The sequence below is a fragment of the Pseudarthrobacter adonitolis genome (assembly GCF_055412845.1).
The window spans coordinates 192,470-207,515 of the sequence record NZ_JBVAYW010000003.1; the positions used below are offsets into that span (position 1 = coordinate 192,470).

Sequence of the window (15,046 nt, forward strand, 5' to 3'; positions counted from 1 at the left end):
GAATCAGCGGTTGACGTTCAGTTGGGCCAGCATTTCCGGGCCACGGGCCTCCAGCCAGCGGCCACCGATCCTGATGCCCACCACAAAAAGTACCAGTCCCAGGATCAGGCCCAGCGCAAGGTTCAGCCACCCGAAGACGGGATTTCCCGTCACGCTTTGGGCAATGATCAACCCGACTTCCGGAAGCACCAGGATGGACAGGACACCTATGCCGCCGAACTGCACGGCCATGGTCTGGCCGACGTTGCCGGGCGGCTTCTTGAAAGGGCTGTCTCCGGGCAGTGGCACTGCGACGTTGTACCGCGCCGATACCACCGACGAGAGGCCAAGGCCGGTCAGGAGAATTCCCACCGACAGTCCCAGTACTCCGGGCAGCCATTCCCAGCTGCCGGTGAACATAAACGGCACCACGGAAAAGGCCAGCACCACCGGGACGGCGAGAATCAGGCACGCCATGGCCCGGCCCAGCCGGTCCGGGACACCCCGCACGCCGGTGGCAAGGTGGAGAGCGAACGCGGTGCTGTCGTAGGAGATGTCGGCGGAGATCGACCAGGCCATGAGGAAAGCGGTCAATGGGCCCAGCATCGCGAGGATTCCGAAGCTGTCCCCCTGGCTCGCCTGGAAGAACATCACCACCGCCAGCAGCGGAATCACAATGAGCGATCCGCCGTAACGGGGATCCCGCAGCCAGTAGGTCAGGGCACGCGCTGTGACGGCACCGGTCGGCGTTGCGGGTAGGAGCGCGAACAGCCCCAGCTTGCCGCCCTTGCGGCTCCCGCTCCCCGCATACGGAGGGTTAACCAGGGCACGTTCCAGGAGGACTTTCCAGCACCAGGCGAGTCCCGCGAGGGTAAGCAGCGAAATGAACAGCTTCACGGCGGCCTCGCCGGGCCGTCCGGCGTCGACGTCTCCACCCAGGGACCAGGCAGCACCGAGCGGCGTCCAGGCGAGAGTCCGGGCAAAGTCAGGCAGGAACCCGGCGGACGCTGAGATCCCCTGCGACACTCCTGCCACGATGGGGCCCATCAGGATCAACGGAATCATAAAGACAACGCCGCTGACGTCCTTGAAGCGCCGCGACGCCGCCAGGCTGGCCGTGGCGGTGGTGACCACTTTGGCCAGCACAATGCACGTCAGGACACCGAGGGATGCTCCCAACAACGCGGCCACGGCAGGAACGAAGCCGCGCGCCCACGTGCCCACGGTGGACAGTGCTACGAGCGACGTGGCCACCCCAGGAATTCCGATCAGGCCGCCCAAGGCCAGGCCGGTCAGGAGCTGCCGCATGGGGACCGCAAACGTGGTGAAGCGGGCGGGATCGAGGGTCATGTCGGTGGCCGAAACCGCCACCGGGATGATCCCCCAGCCCAGGATGGCCGCTGAACCGCCGAGCACTACGGCCGTGTATGCCAGCTCGTTGTTTTCCTGTCTCAGCATCACCAGGGCCACGACCAGCGCACCCACGATTCCGAGCGCATAGAGACCGCCGAACGCCAGGCCCACGAGCTGCCAGGGGCTGCGGCGAAGGCCGTTCCGCAGCAGGGTCAGCTTGAGCCTTAGGAGGTGCGCAACCATTCCAGGCCTTCCGTGTGGTTGCGTCCGCCGACTAGCTGGACGAACCTTTCTTCCAGCGATGCCCCGGCGCGAACTTCGTCCACGGTCCCGGCAGCGAGGAGCCTTCCGGCCGCCACTACCGCGACGTGGTCGCACATACGCTGGACCAGGTCCATAACGTGGCTCGAGACGATCACCGTCCCGCCGGAGGCTACGTAACTGTCCAGGATGGACCGGATGTTGGCCGCCGAGACGGGATCCACGGACTCGAAGGGTTCATCGAGCACCAGCAGCCGCGGGGCGTGGATCAGGGCCGACGCCAGGGCGATCTTTTTTGTCATGCCAGCCGAATAGTCCACCACGAGGGTCCCGGCGTCCTGATTGAGGTCCAGGGCCGACAACAGCTCCCCCACGCGGGAGGCCACCACGTCTTTGTCCATGCCACGCAGAAGCCCCGCGTAGGTGACCAGCTGTTCGCCGGTGAGCCGGTCAAAGAGGCGGACACCGTCAGGGAGGATGCCCATCAACTTCTTGCCCTCCAGCGGCCTGGCCCAGACGTCCACTCCGTGGACAACGGCTGTGCCGAAGTCCGGCCGCAGCAGGCCGGTGGCCATGGACAACGTTGTGGTCTTGCCTGCGCCGTTGGGGCCCACAATGCCAAAGAATGAACCCGCCGGGACGTCGAGGCTGATGCCGTCCACGGCGATTTTTCCGCCGAAACGCTTTGCCAGCCCGCGGATGGACAGGGCAGGAACGGGCCCGGCGTGCGCCACCGAATCAGAGTGGGGATCAGGATGCGGAGCAGTCATGATGCCAGCCTAGACCCAGGGCCCTGCCGGAGGGGTCCTCCCGCAGGAGTAGGGCCAGAGGCGTAGGGAAGCCTAGAACGAATGCCGCGGCATGGCCCGTTCGTACTGCGGCGCCCATGGGAGGTCATGCCCAAGTTCAAACGCCGCCCGGAGCCACCAGTGCGGATCCCGGAGCGCGGCCCGGGCAATAAACACGCCGTCGGCCTGCCCGGTTGCCACGGCATGCTCCGCCTGGTCCGCGCAGGTCAGCAGGCCAACGGTGCCCGTGGGGACCTCGGCTTCCCGGCGGATACTTGAGGAGAACTCCGTTTGATAGCCCGGACCCGGCTTGATGTCCTGATGGGCCACGGCCCCTCCGCTGGAGACGTCGATGAGGTCCACCCCGCGCTCCGCCGCCTGTGCGGCCAGCCGGACCGAAGCCTGGACATCGACGCCGCCCGGCGCCCAGTCGGTGGCCGAAATCCGCAGCAGCAGGGGCATGGATTCGGGGATGACGTTGCGGACGGCATCAACAACGGCGAGCACCAGCCGGTTCCGGCCGGCTTCGTCCCCGCCCCAGGAATCGGTCCGGGTATTGATCAGCGGGCTTTGGAACTGGTGCAGGAGGTAGCCGTGCGCGCCATGGATCTCCACGGTGTCGAAGCCGGCGTCCACGGCACGCACTGCGGCCGCCGCGAAGTCGGCAATGACGTCCTGGATCTGCGCCTCGGTCATTGCGGCGGGTTCGGCATAGCCGTCGAAGGCAAGCCTTGATGGACCCACCGTGGGCCAGCCGCCGTCGGACTCCAGGACGCTCCCCCGCTGCCCGGCGAACGGCCAGTAGGTGGACGCTTTCCGGCCCGCGTGGGCAAGCTGGGCGCCGATCTTCGCTTCCGCGGCACCATGCCGGTGTACAAAGGACGTGATCCGCTGCCAGGCCTCGGCCTGTGCATCGTTGTACAGCCCGGCGTCGCGGGGGCTGATCCTGCCGGCCGCTTTCACGGCGGCCGCCTCGGTGAGGATCAACGCTGCGCCGCCCGCGGCGAAGGAGCCCAGATGCATCAGGTGCCAGTCGTTCGGAACCCCCGGGGCGCCGTCGGGACCGCAACTGTACTGGCACATGGGTGAGACCCAGCCGCGGTGCGTGAGCTCCAGGGAACGGAGCTTGAGCGGCTGGAACAGTGCGGGCACTAGAACAGGACTCTGGCGAGTCCTTGGCGTGCCTTGGCCACCCGGGGGTCGGACGTGCCCACCACGTCGAAGAGCTCCAGGAGCCGTACGCGGGCGGTCTCCCGTTCCGGGCCGAAGTTCCGGCCGATGAAGCTGACCACGCGGTTCAGCGCGTCCTCCACGTGGCCGCCGGAAACGTCCAAGTCCGCCACGCCCAGCTGGGCGGCCAAATTGTCAGGTTCGTTGGCGGCGAGCGTACGCAACGCTTCAGAGTCCGCGGCGGAGAGCGGCTGAATCCGGGCCATCAGCTCCACCTGGGCCAGGCCTGCCTTGGCCTCCGCGTCGGCGGGCATTTCCAGCAAGGCCTGACGGTAGGCCACGGCTGCTGCCTCGTAGTCGCCTGCTTCAATGGCGTCGAAGGCAGCCTGGTGCAGCGGCGGAAGGAGTGCCGGTTCCGTTTCCGGCGGCGTACCGCCCCCGCCGAGACTGCCCGTGACACCGTTGGCCGCCGCCACTTTCAGCAGTTCATCCAGGAGCGGCCGGATCTGGGCTTCTTCGGCGCCGCCCTGGAAGAGCGGTACGGGCTGGCCCTTGAGGACAGCGACGGCGGTGGGGACGGCCTGGACCTGGAAGGCCTGTGCCAGCTGCGGGAAGGCCTCGATGTCAGCCGCCCCCAGTACCAGGCGGCCGCCGTAGCTGTTGATGACCCGCTCCAGCGAGTCAAGCATCGCGGCAGATTCCGGCGAGTACGACGCCCACAGCGCGAAGACCACCGGTACCTGAGCGGAAAGCTCCACAAGTTCCTGGAAGTTGCCTTCTGTGACGGTGACCCGCAGCGGCGCCGCGCCGTCGTCGGGCGTTCCCGCACCTGCTCCTGCGCGGACACCTGCATCCCCGGGACCCGGCGGATTGCCGGGAGCCGCAGGAGGTGCCTGGCGCTGTTTCAGGGATGAAAGGTCGACGGCGCCACGCAGGTTAAGCAGGCTGGCAGCGGCTGGAGGGACTGGGCGGGAAGCTGGCGAACTCATGCTTTCCACTCTAGCCACTCCGGCCGCTGCCGGGGGTACTGCATCAGGGGACTGGACCCTGCGGACCTATTTGAAGCTTGCGCCTACCAGCCCGCGTGTTGCGGCCACCAGCTTGATGGGATCCGTCGAACCTGCCGGTGGGACGTAAACCGCCATTGATTCAGCAAAGTTCAGCACCATGCCGGTGGTGGTTTCCTTGCCGCCTGCGAGCGCCGCGGCGTCGTCGCCGATGGTGAGTTTGTCACCGGAGGCTTTCGGCGTGCCATCAAAGCCGAAGTTGATCCGGCCCAGCACCAGCGCCCCGCCGTCGGCCGTCCGGAACACAACAGTACTTTCCGGCACCACCTTGTGGGTGAAGGAGAAGGTGCCGTTTTCGCCAGACTTCACCACCTCGGCCTGGTAGGAGAGCGTGTCGGCGATGTACGGCGAGGATGCCCCCTCCACCACCTTGTCCTTGAAGCTCGACTCTGCATTGGTCAGGCGGTCGGCCAGCCCGGCCAAGGCTTCTTCGCCGCTGTACAGCAGGCCAGATTTGTCGTTGGCGGCCAGCGTGTCGGTGCCGCCCCGGCTGATGGCGGGGAACGTGGTTCCCGGCTGCAGCGGGGTGGTCTCGGTGAGCTTGTAGTTCTCCCGGGGCGAGGGCTGGACCAGGGTGAGCAGCTGCGGGACGACGTTGCCGTCACCCTGCGTGACTGCGAGGACAGAACGGGGCCAGCTGCGGTCGCTGGTGACCACCGTGGTAAGGAGCTTGGTGGAACGGACGGGCATCCGGGCTTCATAGGTGCCCACCTGGGAACGGATCTTGTAGTTCTGGGTACGGACCTCAAGCTCCGTCCCGGCGACTCGCTCGGCGAGCTTGGCTCCGTCCTTCGCGGCGTCACCGGCGTCAGCGGCGCTGGAGACCTGCTCCAGGATCCTGCGGAACTGGGCGTCGAGGAGGACCGGCGCGGCTGCCTGGGCGGTCTCCGGCGACGTTGATTCGGTGGCGGGGGCCGGGGCGGGGGTGGTGGCCGCGTTGGCAGCAACACCCGTGCCGGCCACAACAATGGCGGTCACTGCGGCGGTGACCATGCCGCCGGAAACCATGCCGAGCCGTGAGGAAGACTTGGCCTCAGCCTTGGCCCGGGCACGCCGGGCGAACAGGCTTCCCTTGCCATTGCCTTCGCCGTCGCGCTTGCGTGCGGACAGGACCACCAAGGCGATGCCGGCGAGGATCAGGAGGCCGCCAATCACCATCAGCGGGATGGCCCACGGGGTGGAGGTGTCATTCGGGAACGTCATGGAGATCGACGACGGTGCGGGATTGGTGCCATCGGACGCCAGCAGCAGCGACCATTCGCCGTCAGCGGGGGGCGTCCATGAGTACTCCAACTCGCCGCTCGCGTTTTCGGTGGCCACCCAGAGGTCGGATCCGGACGGATTCGGCGCCGTGGCGTCGCCGTCGGCGTGCTCAACCTGCAGGGTTTTGTTGTCCTTGGAAACCCCCGTGATGGTGTTGTGGGCCGTCGGGCCCACCCAGGCGTCCACGTCGTCAGGCCGGCCGGCTGCGAGCAGGAAGTTGCCGTCGCCTTCGATCTTGATCTTCACTGTTCCACCATGCGCGGTACGCAGCTTCTGGTCGATGACGGTCAGTGGCGCCTCCGCGGCATCTGCCGGGGCGGAAGCCGTGAAGGTCTCGGAGGGAGCCCAAATTGTCTTCTGGCCTATACCGGCCAGAAGTGTCAGGAGGCCGAGCAGCACGAGTGCAACTGCAGTCTTGAAGCGCAAAGGAAACACCTATCATTCGCGGGGGTTTACTTTCAATAGTAACCGTTTTGTTACCAGAACCCCGTTTGGCCGCTGGCGGAGTCCGGAAACAGCGGCGCCAGGACCGTCGGGCGGGCGCCCTCACGCCTGTTCGCAAGGCTGCTGATAGTGTTTGCGATGATCATCACATCGGCCCGCAAATGCGGCGCCACGCACGGAACAGGCCCAACAATCCAGTGACTGACAAGACGGAAGAGTCCTCCACGGGACACGAAAATCAACCGGCCGCTGGCGCTTTGGAATCCTCGCCGGAAAGGCCTGCGACGGCGAGGCTGCGGGGCTCCGCGGCTGCCGCCCTTGGCCAGCTTGTGCGGCGCCTGCGCCAGCCGCTGCCGGGCGCCCAGCCCAGGCTCCGGTTTGAGATCCCGCCGGAGTACAACCACACGGGAGAACCGGCCGCCACCGAGGACGGCGAGACTGCGGCGCAGTTTGGCCGGCCTGGTCCCCGGATGTCGATGCAGCATCCCCTCTATATGGGGTTCATGGGCACTGTAGGGGTGGGCCTTGCCCTGCTGGTCTATTGGATCGGCTCCAACACCACGCAGCTACTGTTGTGGATTGTGGCTGCCCTGTTCATTGCCCTAGGCCTGGAACCAGTGGTCGGCTGGCTGGAGAACCGCCGGATTCCCCGGCCGGCCGGCATTCTTCTGGCCGTCGTGGTCCTGGTGGGAGCCGTGGCAGGGTTCTTCGCCACCCTCATCCCAACGATCGTGGAACAGGTCACCCAAATTGTGGTGCAGGCACCCGGCTGGGTGCGGGACTTCATCGACTCTGAATTCTTCCGCAACGTGGACGACCAGTTTGGTGTGCGGGATCGCATCAACGAGGAACTCGACAAATTCGTCAACAACCCCGAAGCGATGGGCGGAATCTTCGGTGGGGTGGTGGGCTTCGGTTCCACCCTGGCCAACGGTCTCTTCGGCACGTTGATCGTCCTCGTCCTGAGCCTCTACTTCCTGGCAGCCCTTCCGGCCATGAAGAAGTGGGGCTACCGACTGGCGCCCCGGTCACGCCGGGCCCGGGTGGAGGCCCTCTCGGAGGAGATCACCCGGTCTGTAGGCAACTACGTGATCGGGCAGGCCTGCGTGGCACTGCTCAACGCCACGTTTGCGTTCATCGTGATGTCCATTGTGGGTGTCCCGTTCGCCCTTTTGCTGGCCTTCGTGGTGGCACTGCTGGCGTTCATCCCCCTCGTGGGCGGCATGATCGCCGGCATCGTGGTCCTGCTGGTATCGCTGTCGGAAGGCTGGCAGACCGCCGCCGTCTATGGCATCTGCTACTTCGCCTACCTCCAGTTCGAGGCGTACTTCATCTCCCCGCGCATCATGCAGAAAGCTGTAGCCGTGCCGGGGGCCGTTGCCGTGATCTCCGTGATTGCCGGCGGCAGCCTGCTGGGAGTCCTGGGCGCGCTGATCGCCATCCCCACAGCGGCCGCCATCCTGCTGCTGGTCAAGGAGATCTACATCGTCCGCCAGGACAAGCACTAACGGGCAGGCACTAGGCGGCCGAGGTAGCCACCGGACCGTTCCACACCTGCGGCAGGCCTTCGGGTCCGGAGCCTGCTTCCGTCACCTCATCCACGATTTCATTGAGTACGCGGGAAGCGTACTTCTCCCCCACCCAAAGGTGCTTGGCGCCGTCCACCCCCACCACCCGGGCCTGCGGCACCAGGCTAAAGCGTTCAGTGGCGGCCGCGGGCTGGAGGTAGTCGTCATGCTCCGGCACAAGCACGGTGAGCGGCTTGGCGGAGTCCGCCCAGAGGCGCAGGTGGGCGTCGGTGGCTCGGTGCAGCGGAGGCGACAGCAGGACGGCACCTTCAACCTGGCTAGCCACCGGCTCAACCGCCCCGTACATCAGCGCCAGCTCGGTGCCGAAGGACCATCCCACCAGCCAGCGGTTGGGCAGTTGGCGCTCGACGGCGAAACGCACCGCCGCCTCAACGTCCTGCCGCTCGCCGACCCCCTCTTCGAAGGAACCTGCGCTGATTCCCCGCGGCGAACCCGTCCCGCGGGTGTTGAAGCGAAGCACAGCCACTCCGGCCAGGGCAGGAAGCCGGTACGACGCCTTGCGATAGACATGCGAGTCCATGAACCCGCCGTGGGTCGGAAGCGGATGCAGCGTGATCAGCGTCGCGGTGATCTGGCCGGACTCGGGCAGCGCCAGTTCCCCCACCAGCATGTGGCCATCCTCGGTGCGGAGCTCGATGTTCTCGCGCCGGGCCGGCAGCACCGTTGACGCGCGGATGGGTGCGGGACCTGTTGGCTGGCTGAATTCGTACGACGCCGGATCAAAAGTCATGCCTGCCAGCTTAGCGACTCCCGGCGACCGGCAGGTGCGGTGTTCCGGCTCGTTAAGGCGGATTCTCCCGAGCGCCGAACATCAGCGGTAACGGTAGGTCCGCGACAGCCAGCAGTTCGTGTGCCAGTGGCGGCGTTCAGCCAGGCCGGCGGCCGCACCGAACATATGGTCGTCCTTCCACACCACCAGGTGGGCGATGCCGGGGACAACCGCGGTGGAGCAGCCGGGGCAAATATAGGTCTTTTCCGCGTTCCTGGCGGTCATGGTCCTGACCATCCACTCGCCGTCGGGCGCGTTTTCCCGCCGGGCGATTCCAGCACGCGCCCGCTCCAAATCCAGCTCAGGAACGTCGCCGTTGCCCTTCTTCCCGGCCGGCTTTACGGCAGCTACGCCCGGCTTTCCGGAGGCAGGTCTGCGGGGACGGTTGGAACGTGGCATGCCTCCATTCTGCCCCAGCCCCGGTAGTGTGTACGGCGTGCGACTTGTCATAGCCCGATGTTCAGTTGATTATGTTGGCCGGCTCAAAGCCCATCTCCCCCTTGCCACCAGGCTCCTGCTGGTCAAGGCCGACGGCTCGGTGCTAGTCCATTCCGACGGCGGCTCCTACAAGCCGCTGAACTGGATGAGCCCCCCCGCAACCCTGCGGGTGTCCTCGCCGGCGGACGTTGACCTGGAAGTTGGCGTCACGGAACAGTGGACAGTCCAGTCCGCCAAGACTGATGACCGCCTGATCATCAACATCCACGAGCAGCTGCACGAGTCCTCCCACGATCTGGGGGTGGACCCCGGCCTGATCAAGGACGGCGTCGAAGCTGACCTCCAGCGCCTGCTCGCCGATCAGATTGAGACCCTGGGCTCAGGCTTTTCGCTCATTCGCCGAGAATACTTCACCGCCATAGGCCCTGTGGACATCCTGGCCCGCGACGCCAGCGGGGCCACGGTGGCCATCGAGCTGAAGCGGCGGGGCGACATTGACGGCGTGGAGCAGCTCACCCGCTACCTTGAACTCCTGAACCGCGACCCGCTGCTGGCGCCGGTCCGTGGCATCTTCGCTGCCCAGCAGATCAAGCCGCAGGCCAAGGTGCTGGCAAACGACCGCGGCATCGACTGCATCACGCTGGACTACGATGCCATGCGCGGTGTGGACGACACTGACTCCCGGCTCTTCTGACGCCGGGTATCCGCACCGGTGACGGCCTTCGGCCCCTGACAAGGGGATGCATCCGTTTATTATGCAAAATTTGCCGTTCAGACCGTTGACCTGACGGAATCGGCGTGAAATTCTTAGGTCAGTCTTTGTGTAGGTGTTTTTCATGCTCGCAAGACATGTTGCGAGCGCGAAGCTCCTGCAGCGCATGTTCCCAGGAACGGCATTGAAGGATTCTTCTCGCAGAGTGACCGAGTCCGGCACGAGGTGTGCCGGACTTAGACAAGTTCCATAATGAGGAGAAATAAATGGCACAGGGAACCGTCAAGTGGTTCAACGCTGAAAAGGGCTTCGGCTTCATCACCCCGGATGACTCCGATGGCGATGTCTTCGTTCACTACTCGGAAATCCAGACCGGTGGCTTCAAGACCCTCGACGAGAACCAGCGCGTTCAGTTCGAAATCGGGCAGGGTGCCAAGGGCCCCCAGGCTACCGGCGTAACGCTGGTCTAGTCCCCCGCCCGCGGCCGCCATCTGCGCGGCTTCCAGCGAAGAAAAGATCCCCGGTATCCGTGCCGGGGATCTTTTCTTGTCCACTGTGACCTAGTCCACCGCGTCTTTATCCACCGTGACTTTCCAGTCACAAATCTTTAGGGCCGCTTCCTATTGTGTCAACTTCTTTGGCCCACCAGGCCCCGGACCAGCCGTGCCCCCTGCTGCAGCGAAAGGCCGGGCAAATAGGCCCGGGTGAGCGCCCGCCCGATCGCCGGCAACTGCAAAGGATCCTGGTAATACAGGTAAAGCGCCCGATACTCGGGTTTGAAGCGTGATTTGAAGGCCGCCAAGGACCGGAATCCGTAGACCGGTTCGAGGGCGTGGCCCACCACATCGAGAATTCGGACGAGGTTTTCGGCCTGCACCGGCTCTCCCTGTGTGTCGTCGTCGGGCAGGCTGGCGAGCGGGGACCCGGAGAGCGAGATGACCTCCACGGATTCGCGCAACTCCAGGACCGCCGAAGCAATCAGGAACTCCATCACCCCGGGAAATCCGTCGGCGCCCCGGCGCATAACGTCCAGCGTGCGGCTGACCAGTGTCCCGGCGTCGTAAACGGGCAACCAGCTGGTGACCCCGTGTACGTGGCCGTCGCCGTCCACGGCCAGGCAGCACAGCACTTCGTCGTCCATCAGCTCATCCATGCCGCCGAGCGTGAATCCCATTTCCGGAACTGATTTTCCTGCCGCCCATTCCTCCGACACCTCGCTGAGACGGGCACGAAGGGCGGACGGAAGGCCGTGGTAGGTACCCCAGACGGCTTTGACGCCCAACTTGGCGGCGCGGTTCCGCGCAGTCCGCACGTTCTGCCATTCCTTGCCCGTGAATTCGAGTTGCCGGACGGACAGCCTGGTCTCCTGCGCCACGGACACGCGCTTGAAGCCCCGGTCCTGCAGGAGGGGCCACAGCGTGTCATCGCATGAGTAGAAGGCCGGGATGAGCGCGCGGCTGCCGCAGTAGGATAGAAACCCTTCGGCGGTCCGCTGACGGCAGTCGGCCGCGCCGAAGGGGCCCGCTAGCGTCAGTGCAACACTGCCGTGCAACTGGTAGGCGACGGCGCCGCGTCCATCCGGGCTGAACCAGTACCGGTTGGGCTCCCAGAGTGCCATCCACGACAGTGAATCGCCGCCCTCGTGCAACAGCTTCCGCGCTGCGGCCCTGTCGTCGTGGCCCGAATCGCTGCCATGGTGCCGGCCCAGGAGCACGGACCAGACGCCGGCCAATGCAACAAGCCAGAAGACCGGTCCGGAGTAGGCAAAAATCAGGGACTCGAGGCCGTTCCGTTCAGCAAAAACCCGGTGGTAGAGATTCGGAAGTGGAACCGGCAGATACTGCCTGGACAATTCGGCCAGCAAGCCCAGCAGGCCGCCGTCGCGCGTCATTCCCCCCGCGGCAAACCAGGCCAGGGTGTAGCTCCCGGCCAGCAGGATCCACATGCCACCTACCACTGCCAAGAGCCGACGGCGGGCGGCAGGGATGGTCTCGACGCGGAACTGGCGGCGGTTAACCCAGAGCAGGAAGGCCAGCAGCAACGGGACGATCACCAAAGGCAGGATGTGGGCAAAACCCGAACCCATGGCGGCAGTATGCGGACGGGCGGGATAGTGCGGGATCAGCGCGAAGAGGGCCAGGTAGACGGCGGCCATCGCCGTGACCGCCACCTGGAGGGCCAACGTGATGCGCAGTGCCATTCGGCGGCCCCGGCGCATTCCGTCAGCACAGATGAGGAGCAGCACCACCGGGACTACTGCCAGGGCGAGGCCAAAGGGTCCGGCGAACCCCGTCCGCCCCACCTCCAGGCAGGATGCCTCCACTGTTGCTCCGCAGTTTGCTTCGAGCTGGCCCAGTGTGGGCATGGGGTTCAGCACCACGTCCCGGAGCAGCGCCAGCGGGCCGGTGGGCGTCCGGGCAACGGCGGTAAGGATGGGGCCCACGGCGAACACGCCCACCGTCAGGGCGAGGAGGTTCCTGGTTTCTCTGCCGCTCGAGCGGGGCGGGTGAATCTGGCCGTGGTCGCCTTGGTTCCACCAGGTGGCTGCGAGACCCACCGCTGCACCTACCAGGCCGATGACGGTCTCGGCATGCCCCACGTACAGAACCAGCAGGAGCGACACCGAGAGCAGCGTCGTCCGCAACCGGCGCCGCCATAGAACAGGAACCCTGCCGCTCGCGGCGAGGGAAGCGGCCAGGATAGCGGCGTAGGGTCCGATCAGGCTGTTGTCCGCCATCAGCCCCAGCCAGCCGTCTCCCGCGTAGCGCGCAACCTGGGTCAGCAGCAGGAAGACGGTGACAGCTGCAAACTGGCCACCGAGGAAAAACGCTGCCGTCTGAAGAGTCCCAAGGTTCCTCTCGGCCAGGCCCAGCAGCAGCAGGATCATCAGGGACGCCACCAGGTAAGCCAGCGGGTTGGTCGCAAAGAACAGTGACGTCACCAGGGCCCACCAGTTGCCGGCCTTCAAGCCAGGGGCGCTGACACCTGCGAGGGGAAGAAGATCCTCCGGCGGCCCGCTGAGGAAGCTGCCGGTTACCGCTCCGACCAACAGGAAAATCCCGAGGATACTGAGCGTCAGTGGCACTGACCGAAGGAAGCTCCACATTCTTCGGCCGGCCGGAAGCACAACGGTTGACCAGAGCAGGGCCGGCGCACGGGTTTCGCCAGCTTCCCTCATTTGGCCCACCCCCAGTGTGCGGCCAGCAGCTCAAGCCCATTGTCCATGCCGGGAGTCAGCACGTCCCACGAATGGCCGGTGTGCGCCACCACGTCCGAGCCCACCGTGAAACCTGCCCCGCGGGCCGCCGCCTCCAGGGTCCGCAGATTTGCCACAAACTCCGGATCGGTGGCCCCGGCCGCGAAATACGCCACGCTGCCAGAATATTCCCGCTCCTTCAACAGCGTCAGCGGCACCTGGGCATCAAAGGCGGCGGTGCCGCCGTGGAAAGCTGCGTCAACCGTTTTCTGGCGTTCCTTGGCCAGCGCAGGCTCGCTCTCGCTGGAAAAGGCGAGAACACCCGTGTACAGCTCCGGGTGGCGGGTGGCCATCTGAACCGCACATGTGGCCCCAAAACTGAAACCGCCCATGGCCCATTGCCGGTGGTCGGGGTCCACGTCCAACGTTTCCGAGATCCATGCCGGCACGTCCACCGCGAGGTAGGTGTCTGCCTTGGCGATGGCGCTGTCCATGCAGAGATTGTTCGCTGACTGGCTGCCGTTGGGATCAACCACCACAACAACAGGCGCCACTCCCCCGTGCCGGGCGGCGAAAGTATCCATGCGTGCCGGGAGCGACCCGCCAGTCAACCAGTCGGCTGGGCCGCCGGGCTGGCCCGGCACCAGAACCAGCACCGGAAGGCGGGGACGGTTTGAAGCAAAGTAGGCCGGCGGCAGGTAGATGTACGAGTCGCGTGTCTGGAGGCCCGAGGACGTTCCTGCAATGGCGGCGGTGCGAACAATGCCACCGGCAGGGAGCTCATTGGCGGGTTTCCATCCGTCCAGAGGCGTGGCCGGACTGTCCGGCTGGCGCATCAGCTCCTGTTCCAAGGCTGGGATACGGGTCAGCGCCGTTCCCGTCAGGTCCGCAACTGTCCGGTTGAGGCCGAAATACGCGTTGATCTGCACCGCGGCCAGCAGCACCACGGCCAGGAGGGCGAGCACATCCAGCCCACGGCGGCGCCACGACGCCGGAGGGAGCCGGAGCCCCACCAGCAGGAGGGCGGCCACGGCCGGAACCATCCACGCCAGGACGTCGAACGGCAGTTCTTCGGGGAAGGTTGAGGCCCAATAGATGAGGACCCAATGGATCAGGAGCACCACGGCGGCGGCGGCGGCAACCGCGGCGGCAACGCTGAGGAACCAACGGCGGCGGCCCAGGGCGCGCGGGGGCCAGATCAGGGACAGCGCGGCGGCGGCCCCAAGGACCCAGACGGCCCAGTACACCGGCCCGTCGGTCAACGGGATATCAGCAACCCAGTCCACGTGGCTAGCGCCAGGTACCCACGCCGATGACCGGCCCGGCTTCAAGCCAGGAGGACAGCCCCGTGTAGGCATCGAATTTCATAGCCAGCCGCAGATCCTGGCCTTCGTACCGCAGCTCAACAATCACAACGTCGGGCTGGACCTTCACGGCTTCGGCCTCGGTGGGTTTGCGGCGACCCAGCAGCTCCAGGGAGCTGCGTTTGAACTTGTGTTTGGGACGCACACTCAGGGACAGCAGGCGGAACCATTCAAGGTCGTTGTCCTGATAACGACAAACCCCCATCTGCCAGCTGTTTCCAGCGATGCAAATGGAGGCGTCCACTGTGCCAAGGGCGCGCCGCAGATTGAAGCGGCGCACCCCTGAAAGGCACAGTGCGAAAATCAGCAATCCGAAAACGATTGCCAAGGCGATGAACGTAAAAGTCGGAGCGTCCATCAGGGTCGTGCTAGCGGATCCCAGCAGTAGCCGCGTCACCCAGTTGGGCGTTGTCAGCAACAATCACCACGCGGTTGTTGTCGACGGAGAAGAATCCGCCGTCAACAGCCACGGCAATGCGGTTCCCGGAAACCGGCTCAATGGCCAGTTCACCTTCGGCCAGGATCGCCAGCAGGGGCGAGTGGCCGGGCAGGATTCCGATCTCACCATCACTGGTGCGGGCCTTGACCATCTTGGCCGCTCCGGACCACACGAAGTGATCCGCTGCGACAATCTCAACCTCAAGCTCAGCCAT

General features: G+C 65.6%; 14 protein-coding genes. 3 read left to right on the top strand and 11 right to left on the bottom strand.

What is annotated here, in order from left to right; translation table 11 throughout:
- Nucleotides 1-3: 3 nt before the first annotated feature.
- The 5 genes from ACZYZ4_RS05575 to ACZYZ4_RS05595 all read right to left on the bottom strand — a co-directional run bounded on the left by ACZYZ4_RS05575 (nucleotide 4) and on the right by ACZYZ4_RS05595 (nucleotide 6,307).
- On the bottom strand, nucleotides 4-1,575 hold the full coding sequence (locus tag ACZYZ4_RS05575; protein WP_463858924.1) for a transporter: 1,572 nt from the start codon (nucleotides 1,573-1,575) through the stop codon (nucleotides 4-6).
- Nucleotides 1,557-2,363 carry an ABC transporter ATP-binding protein gene (locus tag ACZYZ4_RS05580; protein ID WP_463858926.1) on the bottom strand — a complete coding sequence of 269 codons (807 nt, stop codon included), beginning with the start codon at nucleotides 2,361-2,363 and terminating at the stop codon, nucleotides 1,557-1,559. Before ACZYZ4_RS05580 ends, ACZYZ4_RS05575 begins: the two co-directional genes overlap by 19 nt.
- 72 nt (nucleotides 2,364-2,435) lie before the next feature.
- The gene (locus ACZYZ4_RS05585; RefSeq protein ID WP_463858928.1) at nucleotides 2,436-3,533 is read right to left on the bottom strand and encodes an NADH:flavin oxidoreductase/NADH oxidase; all 1,098 of its coding nucleotides are present in this window, start codon (nucleotides 3,531-3,533) and stop codon (nucleotides 2,436-2,438) included.
- Nucleotides 3,533-4,540: a tetratricopeptide repeat protein gene (locus ACZYZ4_RS05590; RefSeq protein WP_463858930.1), complete on the bottom strand. Its 1,008-nt coding sequence runs from the start codon at nucleotides 4,538-4,540 to the stop codon at nucleotides 3,533-3,535. Before ACZYZ4_RS05590 ends, ACZYZ4_RS05585 begins: the two co-directional genes overlap by 1 nt.
- Nucleotides 4,541-4,606: 66 nt before the next feature.
- Nucleotides 4,607-6,307: a DUF8094 domain-containing protein gene (locus ACZYZ4_RS05595; RefSeq protein ID WP_463858932.1), complete on the bottom strand. Its 1,701-nt coding sequence runs from the start codon at nucleotides 6,305-6,307 to the stop codon at nucleotides 4,607-4,609.
- A gap of 215 nt (nucleotides 6,308-6,522) precedes the next feature.
- On the opposite strand from ACZYZ4_RS05595, the gene ACZYZ4_RS05600 reads away from it, so the two are divergent.
- Entirely contained in the window at nucleotides 6,523-7,833 is a 1,311-nt protein-coding gene (locus ACZYZ4_RS05600; protein ID WP_463858933.1) for an AI-2E family transporter, read from the top strand.
- Nucleotides 7,834-7,843: 10 nt separating this feature from the next.
- Here ACZYZ4_RS05600 and ACZYZ4_RS05605 read toward each other — a convergent pair whose 3' ends face one another.
- Together ACZYZ4_RS05605 and ACZYZ4_RS05610 are read right to left on the bottom strand one after the other, a co-directional pair.
- The gene (locus ACZYZ4_RS05605; protein WP_463858935.1) at nucleotides 7,844-8,644 is read right to left on the bottom strand and encodes an alpha/beta hydrolase; all 801 of its coding nucleotides are present in this window, start codon (nucleotides 8,642-8,644) and stop codon (nucleotides 7,844-7,846) included.
- An 81-nt stretch (nucleotides 8,645-8,725) separates the two neighbouring features.
- Complete coding sequence (locus tag ACZYZ4_RS05610; RefSeq protein WP_463858937.1) at nucleotides 8,726-9,082, bottom strand: Rv1322 family protein; 357 nt, start codon at nucleotides 9,080-9,082, stop codon at nucleotides 8,726-8,728.
- A gap of 37 nt (nucleotides 9,083-9,119) precedes the next feature.
- On the opposite strand from ACZYZ4_RS05610, the gene nucS reads away from it, so the two are divergent.
- Both nucS and ACZYZ4_RS05620 read left to right on the top strand, forming a co-directional pair.
- Entirely contained in the window at nucleotides 9,120-9,815 is a 696-nt protein-coding gene (gene nucS, locus ACZYZ4_RS05615) for an endonuclease NucS (protein WP_463858939.1), read from the top strand.
- A 284-nt stretch (nucleotides 9,816-10,099) separates the two neighbouring features.
- Nucleotides 10,100-10,303, top strand: coding sequence for a cold-shock protein (locus ACZYZ4_RS05620; RefSeq protein ID WP_011692441.1), 204 nt, complete (start codon nucleotides 10,100-10,102; stop codon nucleotides 10,301-10,303).
- Between the two features lie 158 nt (nucleotides 10,304-10,461).
- Here ACZYZ4_RS05620 and ACZYZ4_RS05625 read toward each other — a convergent pair whose 3' ends face one another.
- Genes ACZYZ4_RS05625 through ACZYZ4_RS05640 form a run of 4 tightly spaced genes read right to left on the bottom strand, consistent with a single transcriptional unit; the run spans nucleotide 10,462 to nucleotide 15,046 of the window.
- Nucleotides 10,462-13,011, bottom strand: a complete 2,550-nt coding sequence (locus tag ACZYZ4_RS05625) for a bifunctional lysylphosphatidylglycerol flippase/synthetase MprF (protein ID WP_463858941.1) — start codon at nucleotides 13,009-13,011, stop codon at nucleotides 10,462-10,464.
- Nucleotides 13,008-14,315, bottom strand: coding sequence for an alpha/beta hydrolase (locus ACZYZ4_RS05630; RefSeq protein WP_463858943.1), 1,308 nt, complete (start codon nucleotides 14,313-14,315; stop codon nucleotides 13,008-13,010). Before ACZYZ4_RS05630 ends, ACZYZ4_RS05625 begins: the two co-directional genes overlap by 4 nt.
- A 4-nt stretch (nucleotides 14,316-14,319) precedes the next feature.
- Nucleotides 14,320-14,751 carry a DUF2550 domain-containing protein gene (locus ACZYZ4_RS05635; RefSeq protein WP_185260918.1) on the bottom strand — a complete coding sequence of 144 codons (432 nt, stop codon included), beginning with the start codon at nucleotides 14,749-14,751 and terminating at the stop codon, nucleotides 14,320-14,322.
- Nucleotides 14,752-14,761: 10 nt separating this feature from the next.
- Nucleotides 14,762-15,046 (bottom strand): F0F1 ATP synthase subunit epsilon, encoded by a 285-nt coding sequence (locus ACZYZ4_RS05640; RefSeq protein ID WP_056349400.1) that lies wholly within the window; start codon nucleotides 15,044-15,046, stop codon nucleotides 14,762-14,764.

Coding starts and splice junctions, on each gene's coding strand:
- ACZYZ4_RS05575 (WP_463858924.1), bottom strand. CDS start 1,575: ATGGTTGCGCACCTCCTAAGGCTCAAGCTGACCCTGCTGCGGAACGGC.
- ACZYZ4_RS05635 (WP_185260918.1), bottom strand. CDS start 14,751: ATGGACGCTCCGACTTTTACGTTCATCGCCTTGGCAATCGTTTTCGGA.
- ACZYZ4_RS05605 (WP_463858935.1), bottom strand. CDS start 8,644: ATGACTTTTGATCCGGCGTCGTACGAATTCAGCCAGCCAACAGGTCCC.
- ACZYZ4_RS05620 (WP_011692441.1), top strand. CDS start 10,100: ATGGCACAGGGAACCGTCAAGTGGTTCAACGCTGAAAAGGGCTTCGGC.
- ACZYZ4_RS05640 (WP_056349400.1), bottom strand. CDS start 15,046: ATGGCTGAGCTTGAGGTTGAGATTGTCGCAGCGGATCACTTCGTGTGG.
- ACZYZ4_RS05580 (WP_463858926.1), bottom strand. CDS start 2,363: ATGACTGCTCCGCATCCTGATCCCCACTCTGATTCGGTGGCGCACGCC.
- ACZYZ4_RS05610 (WP_463858937.1), bottom strand. CDS start 9,082: ATGCCACGTTCCAACCGTCCCCGCAGACCTGCCTCCGGAAAGCCGGGC.
- ACZYZ4_RS05590 (WP_463858930.1), bottom strand. CDS start 4,540: ATGAGTTCGCCAGCTTCCCGCCCAGTCCCTCCAGCCGCTGCCAGCCTG.
- ACZYZ4_RS05625 (WP_463858941.1), bottom strand. CDS start 13,011: ATGAGGGAAGCTGGCGAAACCCGTGCGCCGGCCCTGCTCTGGTCAACC.